The organism is Segatella copri (genome assembly GCF_015074785.1).
In the GTDB taxonomy this organism is placed as follows: domain Bacteria; phylum Bacteroidota; class Bacteroidia; order Bacteroidales; family Bacteroidaceae; genus Prevotella.
In genome coordinates, this window is record NZ_CP042464.1 from 2,470,589 (window position 1) to 2,491,308 (window position 20,720).

Genomic DNA, 20,720 nt, shown 5'->3' on the forward strand with positions numbered 1-20,720 from the left:
CTTGAATTAGAATACGACATTGAAACCTACGTTGACGGTCTTCAAGAGTAGATAACGGTTTGAACCGTTACTCTCCGGGTCAACCAAGTCGTCGAGATGATCCCATGTAAAGAGGTTGTTGGCATTGATGTAGAAGCGGACATTGCTCATACCGACATGCTTAATCAACTCCTTAGGGAATGTATAGCTCAACTCGATGTTCTTCAGACGGACGAATGAACCGTTCTTCAGGAAGAATGAGTTCTGGCGCTGGTTGTGGTCACCGTTGCTTCCGTAATGGAGCAATGGATAGGTAGCAGTAGCCAGGTTCTCTGCCTCGCTCTTTGCAGGGTTCCAGCGGTTCAGGTGGATATCCTTTACCTTACCGTTGTTTTGGAAGGCGAACATCGCATCGCTGTCGTAGTAACGGGATACATGATCTACACCCTGGAACATTACTTCGAAACCGATGCCCTTATAGTTGGCGCCGAGTGTCAGAGCGTATGTGTTCTCTGGAATATCGCTGTAGCCGATGAATGTCTCATCACGGTCATCGATGAAGCCATCGTTATTCATATCCTTGTACTTCAGGTCACCAACCTTTACGTTTCCGTAGGTTGATACAGGGAAGTTAGGATTATCCAAGTCGGCCTGTGTTACGAAGCCCTCGCATACCAGACCGAAGTACTGGTTGATTGGGTGACCTTCGCGCTTGCGATAAGCGGTCTTGTAAGCAGGCTCATCCATATTCTTGATCTTGTTGGCTGCATGAGAGAAGGTTGCACCGATATTATAGGTGAAGTCCTTGCCGATGTGATTGAAGTGATGGAGTTCCAACTCGTAACCCTTGTTCTGGGTCTTACCGAGGTTTCCGGCTGCCATGGTTACACCTACCCACTGTGGACGGCTCAAGTACTCGGTCAGGATATCGTTACGGTTCTCAACGAAGTAGTCGAAGTTACCAGTCAGCATACCGTTGAACAAGCCGAACTCAAGACCTACGTTGAACTTCTTGGCACGCTCCCATGTTACACCATAGTTAGGATACTGGCTCTCGAAAATACCGGTTTTACCAGTATTACCGAAGTAGTAATCGTTGGAAATCTGGTTCCACTTCTCCTCATAGAGGAAGCGCTGAGCCACACCACCTACGGTATATACGTCGTTACCAACCTCACCGTAAGATGCACGGATCTTCAGGTTGTTCAACCAGTTTTCTGTTGGCTTCATAAACTCTTCCTGAGTTACACGCCAACCGAGTGAGAATGCTGGGAAGAAACCGAAGCGTTTGCCCTTGAGGAAGTTCTCTGATCCGTTGTAACCAACGTTAACCTCAGCCAAATACTTGTCATCATAACCGTAAGTTACACGACCTACGAGACCCTGATAGCGCTTAGCCAGGTCTGAGTTGTAACGGTAGTCATTCTGGTTGTAAAGTACCATACCTGTAACATCGTGCTTACCAAACTTGCGGGCGTAGTTGATCTGACCCTCCATATAGAGCTTGTAAGTAGTAGAAGAGCCCTTAGAGTAAGCCAGGTCGCCATCTACATTATATTTGGTATAAGCATCTGCACTTGTAAAGTTGTTACGGTCGTTCAATTCGTAAGTTGCAAAAGCAGCTCCGAATGTCTTCTTGTAATATGAGTCGTAGTCGAACGAAACCATACCGCGGGCAGAAAGACCAGGAGTCAACCAGTCCATCTTGTAATCAGCAATGAAGTTGGTCTCATTGATGGTATTGGTTCCGCGATAGTATCCACCCTTGGCAAGGGCAGCCACTACGTTGTCCTGATATACGGCTGTACCACCATAGAGAGTCTTGGTTGTCTCACCATTCTGTACCTCATAAGATACAGGGAAGATCCAACCTGGAGTATGGTTGATACGTGCGAAGATATCATAGTTGGTAGAACTCTCGTTAGTGTTTGAACCATGACGGTTCTCGAAACGAGTACCGAAGTTTACGCTGAATGTCAAATCCTTAGAGAGGAAGAAGTCCATGTTGGCACGGAAAGCGTAACGGTTGTAGCCTGGGCTTGAAGAGTTACCGTAGGTATCCTGGCTGAGGTTCTTGATCAGAGAACCCTGGTTGTAGATTTCACCAGAGACATAGTAGCGCATACGTTTCGTACCACCACGTACACTTACATTGTAGCGCTGAGAAGGAGCCCAGTTGTTGAGCACCTCATCATACCAGTCTACATTAGGATAGAGAAGCGCATCAGCACCAGTCAACTCGCCGGCGCAGCTCTTGCGGTACATCTCGATATCAGAAGCTGAATACTGTGATGGAAGACCATCATTCTTCAAAGCCTCCTCGAGGAGAGTAACAGAGTCATAAGAGTTCAGATAGTGAGGCTTACGGGTTGGGGTACCCCACATGAAATTGCTTGTCAAGCTAACCTCTGGCTTCATATCCTTACCACGCTTGGTAGTAACAAGGATGACACCATTCGCACCACGCACACCATAAACGGCTGTAGCAGAAGCATCCTTCAATACAGAGATGCTCTCGATATCATCAGGAGCCACCTGAGAGAAAGCACGCTCTACACCATCTACCATGACCAATGGAGCACCGTCGCCAGCGAAGGTTGCACGACCACGGATGTTGATGGTAGCGTCATCGGCACCAGGAGCACCAGAAACCTGAGTTGTTACGACACCAGGAATCTTACCGGCAATAGCCTGCGTAACGTTGGCTGTAGGAGTATTCAAGAGGTCGTCTGAACTAACCTGAGAGATAGCACCTACGACACTCTCTTTCTTCTGATGACCGTAACCAACGACTACGACCTCATTGATTTTCTGACTTTCGTCCTTGAGAACCACCTTGATATTACGCTGATTGCCTACACGGATGTTCTGAGCAACCATACCGATATAAGAGATTTTCAAAGTAGCGTTCTCGTTCTTCACCTGAATCTTGAAGTTACCGTCGAAATCAGTAACAACACCATTGGTTGTCAATGCTTCCATAACAGTAGCACCGATGATAGGCTCACCCGATTCATCTGACACATTACCTGATACGGTAACCTGTGCTGATGCTCCTAAAGTAAGGAGCACCAGTGTCAGGGTCAAGAATAACTTATGCAATATGTTATTGTTCATTGTTTATTCTATTTTGGTTATTATTCTGCAAAGTTAGTATTGAACCATGGATATGTTCTAACCTGCTTGATAACTTGATAAGACTTTTCATTTGTCAAGAAGACATAAAGCGGTTTACCCTCAAGTCCATCAACAAAGAAAGACATCTGAGGCAAAGACTCTCCCTGAGCTGTCACAACATCAGCTGTCATATCAACTCTATCACCAACACGTTTGAAATCAAGAGTAACAGTAGCACCATTAATATCTGTCTTCCAAGTATCCCAATTGTAGGTAGCTGTTACATTATCTCCATTCGTTGGTATATTAGCTCCCCATGTCCAAGCATCTGCTCTACAAACTGCATACTCTAAATATCCAGCCTCACCAAAAGGAGTGTTTGTGAATGCAACTACATAATTTTCCCAATTCTCTCCACCTGCAGTTGTATTGACAAATTGAATTGTCAAACGTGAACGCTCTGCAGAAAGGTCATACATTTCAGATTTCTTATCAAAGAATGCTGAAGAATTATCATCAGAACCGATTGTATATGCACCATCTTTATAATTAACAGATGTATAAGTCTCGGCCTTTTCAAATGTCAAGAATGACTTTTCTAGAGTTACAAAAGTACCCCATTCTTCTGTAGGAGCTTCCTTTTGAGTATCAAATGTACAAACTGGTAGTTTAGAACCACTTGCAGTTGTCACATATTGTTCAACATGGAACATTTTACCAGTACGAGTAACATAAAGGTCTACTGTTGCTCCCTTCATATCAGCAATCCATGAATCCCAATTATAACTTGCAGAAACGCCTTGAGCATCGCCATCGAGGAGTGAACCCCAACTCCAAGCATCACCACGACATATCTCATATTCAATATATCCATTATCGCCAAAAGCTACACCATTTGTTATGGCAAGAACCCATGTTTCATAATTTTTTGCAGCATTATTATTGCAAGTAAAACGGTAATGAACAGTACCATTACCTTTCATTTGAATATTTGGAGTTTTAGGATCAAAGAATCCGGAACTAAAATCTTCATTACCGATAGATTCTTGTTCTTTCCAAATGAAACCGCTACCTCCATTACCTCCAATGGTCTTGTTCCAGTCTTTCTCTTCCATCATGTTACGGATCAGGGTAACATTGTCGATAGATACGGTGTTGGTCTCTTCGGCTGTCAACTTGCTGTCTCCACCTATATATATATAAGGTAAAGAGTTGATGGAATCAACCAAAGTCTTGTACTTGAAAGAAGTAGCACTTGATGATGTCTGATAACCGGAAAGGCTCTTCTTACCATCTACGTAGAGCTGGTAACCTTCAGTAGAAAGCTGAAGGGCTACGAAATGCCACTCATTAGGAGAGAGAATACCTGTCTTCACAGAAGCAGGATCATTCTCATTCAGGTTCAAACTCTGCAACTGGGTAGGCTTGTTGTAAACCACCTGACCATTGGCAGTGATATAGAAGTGAGCACTGATATCATTACCAGCAGCATCCTTCTCATCTGAACCAAATGAGACAAGAGGTCGGGTCAAGTCAACATCTGCGACTGTTCCGTCCTCAGCTACGGCTGCATCAATCTTTACAGCGAAAGTGATGGCAGCGCCATTTTGCAACTTCACACCATTGAAAGGATTGGCAATCTTGGCACCACCCTTACCATTGATGTGCAATACATTACTTGCGAGGGTCTCATCATTGGTCACCTCACATGACTCATCGTGACTTATCATGTCTGAATACTCAGGTTTCTCTTCTGAATACTCAAAGTCATAAGTTGCCACTGTTGCCTTAGATGGGTAAATCTGTCCGCCAGCAGGATCGTCCTGTCGGCCCCAGTCATCACCACAAGCAGTGAAACTTAATGCCACCATGATAGCACAAGCAAACGAAAGTAAAGTTTTTCTTAACTTCATAACTTAACGCCTTTAGGTTGTTTGTTTACTATTCAAATAGGTTATTTAAAATTCTTAAATCCTTTTTCAGTGGCAAAAGTACAATTAATCGGATTATATAGGGTGGACAATTGGGTTTTATAGGTGGACAAAACACATAAACAGTGGATTTTTAAGGATATTACGTGCTTATCCACCAGTTGTGTACCCACACACACAAAACAAGGGGTTACTTGACTTATATCAAGTAACCCCTCGGTTTTATTTTATTTGCTTAACAAATTATCACATCCAGGAACATTATTTCTCCGAAGAATCCAAGGAGAACTATCCCATATCTGAACCCTGAGAATCCAACTGATCCTTATATGCAGTCGGCGAGATGCCAAACTGCTTGGTGAAGCAACGGGTGAAATACTTCGGATCGTTGAAGCCTACACGGTAGGCTATCTCCGTGATATTTCGGTTGGAAGTTTTATCAGCCATCATCTTGCGCGAGATGTCGAGACGGTAGTTGCGGATAAACTGGGCTGTTGGCAAACCTGTCTCCTTGGAGAGATTCTTGCTCAGTACACTGCGTGATATACCCAAGGCATCTGCCAGTTCCTGAACTCCGAACTCAGAATTATCGTAATTCTTCTCCATCACATCCATCACTTCTTCCATGAATGGACGCGTATTCTCCTCTACCATCTTCCTGTCAGCCTCAATGCTCTTTATCTGACTGTCCTGATAACGCTTCTGGTTCTGCAGAATCATCTGGATGCGACTCTGCAGCTTTTCTGGTTCATCACTTTCCTTCATCGCTGCCTCGATAGGACGGTACAAAGCCTCAACTTCCTCTTCGCGCATCTTGTTGAGACGGCGCACATAAGCATATTGGAGCAAGGCAATGATACCTATTATAATAAGGGTAACAAACCACCAGCTCTTCCAGAAATAAGGAGTAATCTGAACTTCTACAGAGATCACCTGCTCCTTGTCGGAATTGATAGATGGGATATATTTCACCTCAAACTTATAGTCTCCAGCCGGCAGAGTGGAATAACGCACACTATGCTGACCAGCCTTGAGCTGAACCCACTCATTCTCGTATCCCTTCATGCGATAAAGGTACACGCCCTGTGTCTCGCTGCCATAATTGAGCGCTGAGAAAAAGAGGGTAAACGACTTATCACTCTCATGGATACGTAACTTTCTGGCGACAGAAATGTCTTCTTCCAGATAATCGCTGCCGGCAAAGACAGGCTGGTTATCTACCAAAAGTTCGGTAAAGCACAACTTACCCGTCTGGTGCACAGAACGGTTTATGCCCTTTACAGCCATCATACCCGCATCGGTGCCCAGGAATATCTCGCCCTTGGCATTGCGGATGGCTCCATTGAAATAGAACTGCGAACTGATCAGACCGTCTTCACGGGAGAAACTGCAGAATGCCTCGGTCTTCGGATTGAAGATAGAGAGTCCGTTATCGGTAGCTATCCACAGCATACCCTGGTTATCCTCTACAATACCCTTCACGATATTGTTGGCAAGTCCGTTATTGGTGGTATACGACTTCACTTGAGTCTTTCCGTGTTTATCGCTGGTATAGCAATACAGACCGTAGCCGTTACTGCCCATCCATATCTTTCCATCCTTAGCCTGGCAGAAAGACAATATCTTATCGAAGACTCCACTCTTCGGATTGTCGAGTTTATACTGATGATACGTCACAGCGAAATCGCCCTTGCCATGAGCACGCGACTTGAGATCGACCTCTACCATTCCCTGCACGCACCCCATCAGGAGTTTGCCCTTTCGGGTTATCAGAGAACCGATGCAGCCGCGCACATTCAGGCATCCCTTGAAAGGTTCAATGAGTTGGCGGCGCTTCATATCATAGAAGAAGAGACCGTCATTGGTTCCGAGCCACATACCATCATTGATAGGATCGTAAGCCAAAGCACCGGCAAAGTTAAGTAAATGCTGATGCTTAGCATCTATCACCAGAGGAATAATCTTGTCCGGCTGACTGAGATTCATCACAGCAAAGCCCCTTCCCCAGGTACCAATCCAGAGCTGATTGCGGTTATCGGCTGCAAGAACCGAGACGGTATTATGCGGCAAACCGGAATTTGCCACCGTATAATGAACAAAGTTCATGCTGCCTGGAGTCAAGGCATTGAGACCTCCCTCTACTGTTCCTACCCACAGGGTTCCGTCGGCTGCCGCATACATGGCATTGACCGCATTAGGAGAGATACTGCCCGGGGTGGCGGGGTCGTGACGGTAGAATTCCAAATTCAGCTGACGTGGAGCCAACTTGATAACACCACCTGTCTCGGAACCTACCCATATCTGTCCGTTCTTAGAGAAAAGACTGTTGATAAAGTTGCTGCTCAGCGGATTCACAGCCGTAGCAGTGTTCCAATGTTCTATCTCTCCGGTCTTATCATTGAAGATATCTACGCCACAGAGCGTTCCTACCAGAAGTTTGTCATCTGGAGAAACGGCAAGGCTCGTCACTACTTCGTGCTGGAGCGAATGGTCGGTAGCAGAACAATGGAATTCCTGCTTACCACTATTAAACAATCCGCGATTCGTACCCATCCATATCTTGCCATGATAATAAATAAGCGCCCCCCCATACCGACCTTCGAGCGGAGGGAACAGGGATGAGATATTCTTTGCTACAAGCTGATTGTTCTTCACAGAAAACTCGCTCACTACTCCATTGTTGCATAATACAACCGTTCCTCTGCGATAGACATCACAGATTCCGAGGTCGGGAGCATTATAAGGATAGGATGTGGACAAGACGCTGCTCACCTCGCCCTTTTCGTTAAAGCCGAAACGGGTAAGCTGATTGACAGACAGCATCCATATATTGCCCTTTGCATCACAATATATTCGGGTGCAAAGGTTCTTGAATACTTTGTTGAGTTGTGCCTCTACCCGGCTGTTCTCACAAAGTGGAACAACAGGTTGCATGGTATTGAGGTCGAGTACCTGCGGACCTTCCTCGAAAGCTATCCAAAGGCGCTTGAACGGATCTTCGCAGACATTACGGCAACTGTTGCTTCGCAGACTGATTCCTACAGACCCCAAACCGAAGTTCATAAAGTTGAAACCATCGTAGCGCACCAGTCCACCACCATGCGTACTGATCCATACGAAGCCGTAGGAATCCTGAAAGATATCATCAGCAAAATTATTCGGCATACCTGCAGCCATATTGAGATAGCTTACATTATAGCGACTAGGCAGCCCACCTTGCGCCCAACTGCTCAAGGTTATGAAGAGAATGCTTATTATAGAAAGAATGTATCTAATCATTAACTATTCTTTTGCTCTTTTCTGTTCTTTGCGATCATCAATTTTGGCATAAATAAATATTCCTGCTGCCAAAAGCACCAAAAAGCCATACATAATAAACAATCCTGTATCCATACTTATTTCTCCTGTCTTTTTCTATCAGACATTTTAGAATAAATAACTAATCCTGTTGCGAACACAGCAAGGAAAATATACATTGCTAATAATCCATTACTCATTTTACTTCCCTTTCTTATTTTTATCTTTTCCTTTTTTAATTAAATAATATCCCAATGCAAACAATAGAACAGCCAATAAGACTGCACCAATAAATGACCACCAGGAATCATTATCTTTACCAAACATTTGCGATAAGATATAAGCAGTAATTATATACTTGGATATATCTAATAGCCATTTGCCTATTTCTTCATCCATTTTTATTAAGTTTTTAAACTTCTGCTTGCAAAAGTACGAAGAAAAAATGAAACGAAAGAATTTTTATCAAGAAAAAAACGTTCCTAGAAGTGTAAATTTACAACTCTAGGAACGTTCATATAGGAATATACTTGCGTTTTAGAACTCAAGAATCATGCTCTGGCGAGGACGGAGCTTCACGTTCTTGTTGATAAGAACGGTGCGACCATTTGTAACATCCGTAGCCTTATCATGAGAACCGATAATCTCTGCATAACGGGAAACATTCAGCTCGTTTGCCTCGTTCTTGCCGTTGATAACCGTCATCACATTCTTACCCTTATACTGGCGGGCAATGACATACACACCCTTCTGTGGACAGAACTGGGTCTGCTTGCCCTTGGTGATAACCTCGTTGCCCTGGCGCCAATGCAATAATCGGCTGAGCCAGTTGAACATCTGGTTTTCTGCCTGTGTTCTACCCTCTGCTGTAAAGGCATTGTGCTTATCACCAGCCCAACCGCCAGGGAAGTCCTTGCGTACATTGCCATCGGTCACGCTCTTGGTACCGTTCATCAGCACCTCTGTACCATAATAGAGCTGAGGAGTGCGATTGATGGTAAGAAGCAATGACAGCGCCTGCTTCAAAGCCAGGGTATCCTTGCCTTCACCCAGGAAGCGGTCGGTATCATGATTCTCGATGAATGCCATTACGCTCTTTGGATTAGGATAGAGATAGTCGTAGCAGAACACGTTGTAGAGACGGTTCATACCATTCCACCAGTCATCGGTCTCCTCTTTCTTTGCACTATTGATGCGGTCGAAGAAGGCGAAATCCATAACGGTTGGCAGATAGCTGTTCTTCTCTGAAAGTTTGCTGTCCTTCTGCCAGGCTGCAGTATAGGCAGGTTCGGTTACCCAAGTCTCGCCTACGGTATTGAAGTGAGGATACTCCTCGCCCAGCACCTTCATCCAGTGTGCCATCGCATCGCGGTCGGCATAAGGATAGGTATCCATACGGATGCCGTCGATACCTGCGCTCTCTATCCACCACTCACTGTTCTGAATCAGATACTTGATAACGTGTGGGTTACGCTGGTTGAGGTCAGGCATAGTTGGAACAAACCAGCCATCTACGGTTTCTGTGAGATCAACCTTGCTGGCGTATGGGTCAAGTACCGGAGTCAGTTTATAACTGGTCTGCAGATACTTATCGTTCACCTTAGCAGCGCCATCCACCGTACCGATGTTCTTCTGATGCTCGGCAGTCTGATTTTCAGGAGCCAGCCATTCTGGTTTATTAAACCAGTCCTTTGAAGGCATATCGGCAACCCAAGGATGTTCGAAGCCGCAATGGTTAAAAATCATATCCATCACAATCTTCAAACCTTTCTTGTGAGCCTCATCTATCAGCTGCTTATAATCGGCATTGGTTCCGAAACGTGGGTCTACACGATAATAATTGGTGGTAGCATAGCCATGATAGCTGCTGTTCTTGCCGTTACTTGGACTGTCGTTCTCCAAAACCGGGGTAAACCACAGAGCGGTTACACCCAACTGGTTAAAATAATCCAAGTGCTGGCGGATTCCCTCCAGGTCGCCACCATGTCGCAGACTAGGCTCTGCACGGTTGCAGGTCTTATCACGCATCGTCTTAAAGGCATCATTCTTCAGATTGCCGTTGGCAAAACGGTCTGGCATCAGCATATAGAGCACATCCTCGTTAGAGAAACCGATGCGCTTGTCGCCCGCCATCTCACGGTTCTTCAACACATACTTCACCTTCTTCGACTGTTTGCCCTGCTTGAAGTTGAGGGTCATCTCACCAGCCTTTGCCCCATTGAGGTTAAGATAAACCAGGAGATAATTAGGAGAATCAAGGCGGGCGATGCTGTCTACCTTCACACCCGGATAGTTTACCGTTACATCGGCATTCTTGATATCCTTGCCATACACCATCAGCTGGAGCGAAGCATCTTTCATGCCCACATACCAGTCGGTAGGTTCAATGCGGCTTACGTTAACTGCCGCGTTCATACTTATTGCGCTACCCATAAGCACTAATGAAGCTATTATCTTTTTCATATTACACCTTATTATAAATATATAAACTATTTCTGATAAAGAATCAAGGCTGACTGAGGGGCAATCTCAGCTTCCTTTCCCGAAACAAAGCCTAAGCCTTCCTCGTTAATCACGCCGTTGCAGCAAGCCACAGTATAGCTACCCTCAGGAATCTGCATCTTCTTTGCCTCCTTATTGAAGTTATAGATCACGATGATGTTCTTCCAGGCATCAATGCCCTCCAGGTTCTTAAGCTGGAAACCTACGAGGCAAGTCTGCTTGTTGCCATTGGCATCCTGACAAGGCAGGAACTCCAGATGCTGACGTACCTTATCGCCTGTTGAAAGACGGAAGGCTGGATGATTCTTGCGGAGCTGGATCAGACTTTTGTAATAAGCAAACGCCTGCGGATACTTCTGCAGATTGGTCCAGGTAAACTGGTTGATGCTGTCAGGAGAATTATAACTATTGTGTACTCCCTTCTTGTCGCGAAGCATCTCCTCGCCGGCAAGGATGAAAGGAACACCCTGGGAAGTGAAGACGCAGGTCTGCGCAAGCTTATCGATGCGGAGCAACTCGGCTGTACGCATTGCTTCAGGGATATTCTTGTCGGTAAGAGATGCGATGCTTGCCTTCAGACGGTCTACCAGACACATATCGTCGTGGCAGCTTACATAACTGATCTGCTCGGTAGGATTGTTGGTCCAAGGCTTCTTGTCATAGTTCACCTTTGTCATATCCACCTGCGGATGAGCAATGCCACCCACAATACCGAACTTCAGGCTCTCCTCCTGACCTGTAAGACCAGCCAAAAGCGCACCCTGATGGTCATCAGAGAAAGGACCACGGAGCGCATCGCGCATATCATCGCTGAAAGCACCAATGCCCTTGAGCTGCTGGGTATTCGCCTTCACCGCCAGTTTTTCGGTAGGATAAGCACAGCTGCCTGCACTCCATCCCTCACCATAAATATAGATGCTAGGATCGATGCGGTTTACCATCTCACGGATAGCCTGCATGGTTTCGATGTCATGAACGCCCATCAGGTCGAAACGGAAACCATCGATATGATATTCGTCTATCCAGTATTTCACGCTCTCCAGCATAAACTGGCGCATGAGAGGCTTCTCTGAAGCAGTCTCGTTGCCACAGCCAGAACCGTCAGAATACTTACCATCCTTGGTCTTACGATAATAATAATCAGGATAGGTACGCTGGAAATTGCTGCCGTTGATATCGAAAGTATGGTTATATACGGCATCGAAAATCACTCGGATGCCTGCCTTATGCAGCGCCATCACCATCTCCTTGAACTCCTTGATGCGGGTTGCTGGAGAATAAGGGTCGGTAGCGTAACTGCCTTCCGGCACATTATAGTTCTTCGGATCATAACCCCAGTTGAACTGTGGTTTGTCGAGTCGGGTCTCATCTATAGAAGCGAAATCGAATACAGGCTGGAAGTGGATGGCGTTGATGCCCAGATTCTTGAGATATTCGATGGCCTTAGGCTCGGTGAGGGCGAGATATTTACCCTTATATTTCAAGCCGGATGTAGGAGAAATGGAGAAATCACGCACGTGAAGCTCGTAGACAACGAGATCGGCTGGCGATTTCAGGGCAGGACGCACGTCCTTATCCCATCCAGATGGATCAGTATCATACAAATCTACGATGGCGCCACGGTTTCCGTTCACACCTACTGCTTTGGCAAATGTACCTGGTGTTTCACCCTTGCCAATATCAAAGGTATAGAACTTTCCCTTGAGGTCGCCCTTTACGGTAGCCTCCCAGCGTTCATCACCCAACTTCTTCATTTTCAGCGTTTTATAAGCCTTTCCTCCCTGACCTTGCTTATAAAGTCGGAGGGTTACAGAAGACTTTTGGGCTGTTGGAGCATTCAGGATAAACATGGTTTTCTCCTTGGAATACATCATCTCATTGAATGTCTGTTGGGCATTCAATGAAGTTGGTAAAACGGTTGCTGTCAATGCTGCAATTATTAGTTTTTGGATATTCATATTGTTAAGTTATTGTTATACAGGACATTAAAGCGAACTGAGCGAAGAAAACTGTGACAGATTATCTACGCTCATTTTTAGCGTATTTCCGACCAACCGGACAGTTGGACGGAAATACGGAAATTATAGGCTTATTTAGCGAGCAAAGAGATGGCGAAACCACCACCACGTGCTTCTTTAATCTTCAATACATCACCCTTCTTCACAGTCTTGTGAATGATCTGGTAAGATTTAGGGTTCTTCTCGTAGTCAGCATTCTTGCCGTCCTGATAGATAGCGCAAGCATACTTCTTGCCCTTATCCAGGAAGTCGAGTTTTACTACGGCTGTGCGGGCTGCATCAGTCTTACCGCCTACAAACCAGTTATCGGTACCCTTAGCCTTGCGGGCTACGGTGATATACTTGGCTGGCTCTGCCTCCAGATACTTGGAGTCATCCCAGTCGCAAGCTACGTCGCGGATAAACTGGAAGGCATCGTCGTACTTCTCATAATGCTCAGGAAGATCGGCAGCCATCTGCAGCGGACTGTACATTACGAGATAGAGAGAAAGCTGACCACAGAGAGTGGTATGAACATAACTCTTATTGTTGCTCCACTCAGAAAGCTTGGTCTCGAAGATACCAGGAGTGTAATCCATCGGACCACCCTGCAGACGGGTGAATGGCAACATCACAGTATGATAAGACTTGTTACCGCCAAATGCCTCATATTCTGTACCACGTGCACTCTCGTTACCAACCAGGTTAGGCCAGGTGCGGCAGATACCTGTAGGACGGGTTGCCTCGTGGGCATTCACCATGATATGATGCTTGGCAGCGGTCTCGATGACACGCTGGTAGTGATTGTTCATCAACTGGCTGTAGTGATACTCACCTCTTGGGATGATATCACCTACATAACCGGTCTTCACGGCATCATAACCATATTTGTTCATCAGGTTGAAGGCATCTTCCAGGTGGCGCTCGTAGTTGAGAGCTGCAGAAGATGTCTCGTGGTGCATCATCAGTTTCACACCCTTAGAGTGAGCATATTCGTTGAGCATCTTGATATCGAAGTCAGGATATGGAGTCACGAAGTCGAAGACATCGAGCTTCTGATGACCGAACCAGTCTTCCCAACCTTCGTTCCAGCCTTCTACCAATACTTCCTGCAAACCGTTCTTGGCTGCAAAGTCGATGTAGCGCTTTACTTCCTCGTTGGTTGCACCATGAGTACCGTTAGGCTTGCACTTGCTGTAATCAGTTACACCGAGGCGAACAGATGGCAGGTCGTTGGTATAGCTCCAGGTCTTGGTGCCTACAATCATATTCCACCATACACCGCAGTACTTGGTAGGATGAATCCAGGATGTATCCTTAATCTTGCAAGGCTCGTTAAGGTTCAATGTCAACTTGCATGAAAGCATATCACGTGCATCATCACTTACCATCACGGTACGCCAAGGGGTATTGAATGGAGTCTGGATAAATCCCTTTCTGCCTACAGCATCAGGAGTAAGCCAAGACTCGAAGGTCAATGTTTTCTCATCCAGATTGAGGTGCATGGTAGGATAATCCAGGCAGGCTGCCTCGTGGATGTTGATATAGAGTCCATCCTGGGTCTTCATCTGGAGAGAGGTCTGAACGCCGGTATCAGAGAAGACGGTAGTAGATGAATTGCTCTTGTAAGCTTCACGGTTTTTCGCAATAATTGGACGGATACCTGTCAACGGAGTAATGTTGTAATCATACTCCTGTGTATCATAATCACCAGGAATCCAGTAAGCAGTATGATCGCCTGCCATGGCAAACTGGGTATGCTCCTCCTGGATGACAAAATAGTTCAGACTTTCCTGTTGTGGGAACTCATAGCGCAAGCCCATACCATAATCATATACACGGAAACGGATGGTGATGTTGCGCTTAGAAGAAGCCTGGTTCAGGTTTACCTCCATCTCGTTATAATGGTTGCGGATGGTAGCGGTTTCGCCCCATACCGGCTTCCAGGTTTCGTCGAAAGTCGATGTCTTGCTACCAGTTTCAGTAAAACCATCCATAAGGCTGGTTTCCTCCATACCCTTAGAGGCATGTTTATCCTTAGCCAGTTCCAATCCTAAGTGGGATGGCTTGCATACAGTCTTTCCCTTATAGCTCATCTCATAGGTAGGCTGTCCCTTTTCGGTCAAAGAGAAAGTTACCGAGACGTTGCCGTTAGGTGATTTAACGGTCTGGGCTGCTGCCAACATAGGAAGCAAGAGGCCCATCACTAATACATTCAGTTTTTTCATACTGTTCAGTCGTTGTTTATTCTTGTTTTTGAATCTTCGTTAGTTTATCTCAATAATTATCTGTTTATTCTTAAGATAGTGCAAAGATACAAAAAACAAAAATACCCTCCACATTTGGGAGGGTATTTTTCTGCAAATGAGTGTGCAAACGTTTGCACTGTATATATAATCATGTTAGTTAGACTCTTCCAGACTGCGAAATCATCTCTGTGATATTCTGCACGAAACGCTTGTCAGCAGCCAGATCCTCTATGTTGAGGTGCATGCGGTAACGCCAGTAATGCTTAGGGTTAGCCGGGATATTGATACGCTCGGCATCGGCAGACGGCAGACGGAGAGCCTCATCGGTAGCCAGCCAGTCCTGGATGCTCAATATGCAGAGCATGGATGGAGAGGTGAGATGGCGGCTGATGATGTCACTAGCCAACCAGCCTGGGAGTGGATGAGGTGCTGGTCCCTGACGGTAGAGCATCGTATTGTAATACTCCTGGGTACGCTGGATATTCTCATCCCACCACATGCGCAGAGTAGGCATATCGTGGCTCGAAATAGTACATACCGAGCGGTATGGGTTACGGCTCAGATATCCGAACTTAACCGATGGATCCTTGGGCATGCTCTGGAGTTCCAGACTCAAAATCTTCAGTTCATCCATCACCCATGGCACACAATCAGGCACCATACCGAGGTCTTCTGCACAAACCAGCATGCGGGTAGCCTGAACCAGCTTAGGCAACTTCTTCATCGCCTCCTGATACCAGAACTGGTTGTTGCGGCGATAGAAATAGTCGTTGTAAAGGCGGTTGAACGCAGCCTTGTCATTATCATAGAGCGACTCGTAGATAAAGTCAAGCTGGGCTGAGATACGTGGATGGAAGACGCCAGGGTTGGTATGATCACGTACGAAGAGTACATCGCTGATCAGGGCATACAAGCCATCACGCAGCCAAAGTTCCTTCTCATCTGTTGCATCAGCAAAAAGAGCCTCTACCTTGCGCTGGGTATCTACCTCAGGCTTCATCTGATAACGCTCGTCATCCAGACGGTCGAGATACTTTTCCTTTACCTCGCCGGCACGCTCATGGAACACACGGTCCAATACCCAATCGGTAATGAACGGACGGGTAAAACGGTCATCCTGGAAGTGCAAACCATAGCTTTCTATCTCTTCACGGCTCATGGCGAGCGCAGGTGCAAACTGTCCGAGCAGACCATGCACGCTGCTTACCGGAATCTCCCAGATACGGAAGAAGCCCAATACGTGGTCGATGCGGTAAGCATCAAAATATCTTGCCATGTTCTGGAAACGGCGGTTCCACCACTGGCAGCCATCCTTCAGCATCTCAAACCAGTTATAGGTAGGGAATCCCCAGTTCTGACCATTGGCAGAGAAGTCATCAGGTGGAGCACCCGCCTGACCATTGAGGTTGAAGTATTTTGGTTCCATCCATACATCGCAACCATTGCGGTTTACGCCGATTGGAATATCACCCTTCAAAATAACGCCCTTAGCCTTGGCATGCTCGTGAGCCTCCTGCATCTGGCGGTCCAGTACGAACTGTACGAAATAGAAGAACGCCACGTTCTTGTAAGCTGCAGTCTTAGGGTCGGTAAGTGCCTTGCGCTCAGCCTCATCCCATACCTGATGATCTGGCCACTGGTTGAAATCAGCCGTACCATTCTTATCACGCAGGTATGAATACTGTGCGTAAGGAACCAACCACAGTTCAGTATCCTGAAAGAAAGCCTTATATTCGGCTGTCTTCATCATCTTTCCACCTTCCTGATTGAAGATTTGGCGCAAGTAATTTATCTTGAAATCATTTACCTTTTCGTAGTCTATCTTATCCAGTGCGTTCAACTCAGCACGTGTCTTCTCAGCCTCAGCACGAGCCTTTGCATCCTTCAACTCAGGAAGAGCATGAAGGTTGGCATACTGCGGATGAATGGCGAAGACGCTGATGCAGCTATATGGATAACTGTCGGTCCATGTATGAGTGATGGTGGTATCATTGATAGGAAGGAGCTGGAGCACCTTCTGACCGGTAGAAGCCACAAAATCTATCATGGTCTTCAGATCACCGAAGTCACCGATACCGGCACTCTTTCTGGTACGCAATGAGAACACAGGCACCAGCGTTCCGGCAAGTTTGCGGTTATACAGAGCGAAGAAAGCCTGGTCGAGTTCATAAGATACCAACTCACCTGCCTTCATCTCCGGCAAATCCACGGTTCTGTTCATGCTGGTTTCCCAGAGAAGCTCGTTCTTTGCATTTCTGAAAGCCACGAACTTAAACTCCAGATGACTGCCCTCAAGATGAGCCGCATCAATATCAGCCACCCATTCATTATAGGTATGCTGAGTCATCGGAAGAATCTTCTGCACATCCCAAGCGCCCAATGCTTTATCTGCACCCAATACACCCAGACGCTCACCATCACGAAGCTGAGGAGCACGGACTATCAGACGCACAATCTTGCTGCCCGTTTCCGGCTTCATCTCCTGTGGAGCCTGATGATTGATACAATCGGTAAAGGCGCTGCTGTAGAGGAAAGCATCCTCAGGCATAGCCTTCCAATGATCGTAAAGGGTATAAACCGCAGCCTTCCTGGCATTTACATCGAGCTGATGCTTAATCATAAGCCATTCGGTCTTGACTGCTCTTCCTTCACGTTCTACACTATAATAATAGGTATACGATTTCTCTGGTGATTCTACACACCAGTCGCATGCCCATCTTTCACCATCTGTTGTCTCGAGAGGAAGTTTCAGTTCACCTTCCTCCGTCTGAATGTTTACGACGATTTGTTCGCCGAACATTACTTTATACTTAATATTAAACTGTACTGTCATAAGACTCTTAAAGGCTCTTGAAAATGTTATAATTTATATTTGCTGCTACAAAGGTAAGAAAAACGTATGAAAAACGTATCAGAAATTTGCATTTTTTTCTCACACAAACCTTGCAAACGTTTGCACATTTTCCACTCCGCAGAAACAATCAATTAATCGTTTACTCTGCTACTTACACCTATTTCTTATCCTTGATGATGCTTACAGACAGCGCACCCGCAATCAGCAGAATACCTGCCACAATCATCATATCGCTCTGATGAGAACCCACCAGACTCAGGACAGTTCCACCGCAGATGGCAGCCACAATTTGAGGAATACAGATGGTTCCGTTAAACAGACCGAGATAAGCACCCATGTGACCATATCCCTGCAAAGCATTGGTAACAAAGGTGAAAGGCATCGCCAGCATGGCAGCCCAACCGGCACCAATCATCAGGAATGGGATAAACTGCAAGTACTGGTCATGCAGGAATGGAATGAGAGCAAAGCCCACGCCACCAATAATCAAGCTGACAGCGTATGCCACCTTCGTATTCTTAAACTGAGGGAGAACGACAGCCCAGATAACACTACCTACAGCCTGAACTGCAAAGAGAATGCCCACCCAGTTGCCTGCCTCCTGGAATGCTTCAGAAGCAGGGTCGGTAGTATTCCATACGGTTTCAGCGATGGCTCCCGTAGAATAATTCCAGAGATAAAGGAAACCAGCCCAGCAGAAGAACTGAACCAGTCCCACCTTCCAGAAGGTAGATGGCGCCTTGCGCAGCAAAGTAATCCAACCAGCCTTGTCTTCAGAAGCCTCAGCATTAGAATTCTTCACTCCTCCCTCTTCACTCTTCGCTTCATTATAGTCCGCATACTGCTGTGGATTCCACTCCTTCACCTTCATCGTGGTGTAGATAACACAGAGAATCAGGATAGCCGCACCGATATAGAACGACCAGATGACAGAATCAGGAACCACACCCTTCTCAGCATAATTCTTGATACCGAGGAAGGTAAAGAGGAATGGGAAGATATATCCGGCTACAGAACCGGCATTGCAGAGGAAACTCTGGATAGAGTAAGCCTTTGCCTTCTGTTTTTCATTTACCATATCGCCTACCAGCATCTTGAACGGCTGCATCGCCATGTTGATGCTCGTATCGAGGAACATCAGCGCTATCAGTCCGAAGAGCATCGCACCGCTCACGGTCAGTCCGAGCGAACCGGCATTCGGCAGCAGGCACATCACCAGGACGGCAATCGTAGCACCCACAAAGAGATAAGGGATGCGGCGACCGAAGCGGCACCACGTCTTATCGCTCAACGTGCCCACGATAGGCTGAACCAGGATTCCCATCAGAGGAGGGAGAATCCAGAAATAACTCAAGTTGTGTGGGTCAGCACCCAACGTTGCAAAGATTCGGGAGATGTTGGCGCTCTGTAGGGCGTAGGCAATCTGTACTCCGAAAAATCCGAAGCTCAAGTTCCAGAGCTTCCAGAAACTTAAATCAGGTTTTTGTTTCATATTGTTATGCTTTTATATTTTTATCTTGTTGTTCCTCTCACCACGAGTCGTGTTCTCACCACTCGTTTCTCCACCTCATCTCTAGGAATGGAGCCTTCCACCTGACCAATCAGGATATTGGCAGCTTCCTCGCCTACGGCAACACCTCGCTGCTCAACCGTAGTAAGCATCGGGTCGCACGCCTTGGCACGGTCACCATTGGTGAATCCGCAGATACTGATTTCTTCAGGCACCTTGAGCCCCATCCGCTTGGCGGTATAGAGAATGCCGATTGCCGTATCATCATTGATGGCGAAGAACGCATCCGGACGATCTTCCCCTATCAGAATATCCGGCGTTATTGCTTCGGCACTGGCACGGTCATCGCAGATCTTCACCCAGTCAGGGTTCTCCGTCAAACCATGCTTTACCAGCGCATCATGATAACCGTTATATCGGTTCTTGGAGATTTCCAGATTCATCGGCGAGCCGTAGAAGGCAATCTTCTTGCAGCCCGTATCAATCATGTGGGTAACGGCAGTAAAGGCACCCATATAGTCATCTACCACCACTCGCGAGCAGTTCACGCCCGTACATATTCTATCATAGAAGATGAGCGGCACCCCATTCTGCAGCAGTTTTTCGAAATGATCATACTGCTTGGTATCCTTCGCCTGTGAAACGATGATGCCACAAACCTTGTTCTGATAGAAGTCTTCACAGATGGCCACCTCCTTATCGTAACGCTCGTTACTCTGCGCCACCATCACACGGTAACCTCTGGCTCTAGCCTCTTCCTCTATACCCGAAAGCACCGACATGAAGTAATAGTGCACCACCTGAGGTACAATAACTCCAATCACCTTCATCGGCTTCACCTTATTATGTCTTAAAGCTTCACCCAGGAAGTTAGGGAAGAAGTTATTTTCACGCGCGTATTTCTGAATACGCTCCTTTTGGGCAGTACTGATACGAGAACTGTCCTTCAATGCTCGGCTCACCGTGGCAACACTTACGCCCAGATCGCGAGCTATATCTTTCATTGTTATTGTTTCTTTATCGCCCATTGCTATTAGTTGTGCTGCAAAATTACGAAATATCCTTAATATCAGTTCAAAGTTCTTGACTTAAATCAAGTAATTTCTGTGCAAACGTTTGCACAAAATAAATAACGGAATTAACATAAAAATAGTACAACATAAGAGAAAAGAACTTAATTTTGCACACAGAAACGACAAGTTTATGGGCAAACGCCCCATTCCTACCTTATATAATATAAGCAAGATGCCAGAAAGACCCCGAAAAGAGCCAGAGCGGTATTTT

Annotated in this window: 10 protein-coding genes; all 10 read right to left on the reverse strand. The window is 46.2% G+C overall.

All coding sequences use genetic code 11. The annotated features are described in order from the left end of the window. Positions 1-6: 6 nt before the first annotated feature. The 10 genes from FO447_RS10490 to FO447_RS10535 all read right to left on the reverse strand — a co-directional run bounded on the left by FO447_RS10490 (position 7) and on the right by FO447_RS10535 (position 20,464). The gene (locus FO447_RS10490) at positions 7-3,096 is read right to left on the reverse strand and encodes a SusC/RagA family TonB-linked outer membrane protein (RefSeq protein ID WP_200756245.1); all 3,090 of its coding nucleotides are present in this window, start codon (positions 3,094-3,096) and stop codon (positions 7-9) included. A gap of 20 nt (positions 3,097-3,116) precedes the next feature. Then, positions 3,117-5,009: a hypothetical protein gene (locus FO447_RS10495; RefSeq protein WP_147329730.1), complete on the reverse strand. Its 1,893-nt coding sequence runs from the start codon at positions 5,007-5,009 to the stop codon at positions 3,117-3,119. A gap of 306 nt (positions 5,010-5,315) precedes the next feature. Next, complete coding sequence (locus FO447_RS10500; RefSeq protein WP_200756246.1) at positions 5,316-8,306, reverse strand: two-component regulator propeller domain-containing protein; 2,991 nt, start codon at positions 8,304-8,306, stop codon at positions 5,316-5,318. A 219-nt stretch (positions 8,307-8,525) separates the two neighbouring features. Then, positions 8,526-8,723 carry a DUF6722 family protein gene (locus FO447_RS10505; protein ID WP_118066256.1) on the reverse strand — a complete coding sequence of 66 codons (198 nt, stop codon included), beginning with the start codon at positions 8,721-8,723 and terminating at the stop codon, positions 8,526-8,528. A gap of 138 nt (positions 8,724-8,861) precedes the next feature. Next, positions 8,862-10,787 carry a glycoside hydrolase family 13 protein gene (locus tag FO447_RS10510; RefSeq protein ID WP_200756247.1) on the reverse strand — a complete coding sequence of 642 codons (1,926 nt, stop codon included), beginning with the start codon at positions 10,785-10,787 and terminating at the stop codon, positions 8,862-8,864. Positions 10,788-10,813: 26 nt separating this feature from the next. Next, on the reverse strand, positions 10,814-12,784 hold the full coding sequence (gene pulA, locus FO447_RS10515) for a type I pullulanase (protein WP_200756248.1): 1,971 nt from the start codon (positions 12,782-12,784) through the stop codon (positions 10,814-10,816). Positions 12,785-12,915: 131 nt separating this feature from the next. Next, complete coding sequence (locus FO447_RS10520) at positions 12,916-15,051, reverse strand: glycoside hydrolase family 97 protein (protein ID WP_200756249.1); 2,136 nt, start codon at positions 15,049-15,051, stop codon at positions 12,916-12,918. 178 nt (positions 15,052-15,229) lie between these two features. Beyond that, on the reverse strand, positions 15,230-17,905 hold the full coding sequence (locus FO447_RS10525) for a 4-alpha-glucanotransferase (RefSeq protein WP_200756250.1): 2,676 nt from the start codon (positions 17,903-17,905) through the stop codon (positions 15,230-15,232). Positions 17,906-18,083: 178 nt separating this feature from the next. Beyond that, the gene (locus FO447_RS10530) at positions 18,084-19,418 is read right to left on the reverse strand and encodes an MFS transporter (RefSeq protein ID WP_200756251.1); all 1,335 of its coding nucleotides are present in this window, start codon (positions 19,416-19,418) and stop codon (positions 18,084-18,086) included. 20 nt (positions 19,419-19,438) lie between these two features. Beyond that, a complete protein-coding gene (locus tag FO447_RS10535) occupies positions 19,439-20,464 on the reverse strand; it encodes a LacI family DNA-binding transcriptional regulator (protein ID WP_200756252.1) in 1,026 nt (341 codons plus the stop codon). Between the last annotated feature and the right edge of the window lie 256 nt (positions 20,465-20,720).

Coding starts and splice junctions, on each gene's coding strand:
- FO447_RS10490 (WP_200756245.1), bottom strand. CDS start 3,096: ATGAACAATAACATATTGCATAAGTTATTCTTGACCCTGACACTGGTG.
- FO447_RS10495 (WP_147329730.1), bottom strand. CDS start 5,009: ATGAAGTTAAGAAAAACTTTACTTTCGTTTGCTTGTGCTATCATGGTG.
- FO447_RS10500 (WP_200756246.1), bottom strand. CDS start 8,306: ATGATTAGATACATTCTTTCTATAATAAGCATTCTCTTCATAACCTTG.
- FO447_RS10505 (WP_118066256.1), bottom strand. CDS start 8,723: ATGGATGAAGAAATAGGCAAATGGCTATTAGATATATCCAAGTATATA.
- FO447_RS10510 (WP_200756247.1), bottom strand. CDS start 10,787: ATGAAAAAGATAATAGCTTCATTAGTGCTTATGGGTAGCGCAATAAGT.
- pulA (WP_200756248.1), bottom strand. CDS start 12,784: ATGAATATCCAAAAACTAATAATTGCAGCATTGACAGCAACCGTTTTA.
- FO447_RS10520 (WP_200756249.1), bottom strand. CDS start 15,051: ATGAAAAAACTGAATGTATTAGTGATGGGCCTCTTGCTTCCTATGTTG.
- FO447_RS10525 (WP_200756250.1), bottom strand. CDS start 17,905: ATGACAGTACAGTTTAATATTAAGTATAAAGTAATGTTCGGCGAACAA.
- FO447_RS10530 (WP_200756251.1), bottom strand. CDS start 19,418: ATGAAACAAAAACCTGATTTAAGTTTCTGGAAGCTCTGGAACTTGAGC.
- FO447_RS10535 (WP_200756252.1), bottom strand. CDS start 20,464: ATGGGCGATAAAGAAACAATAACAATGAAAGATATAGCTCGCGATCTG.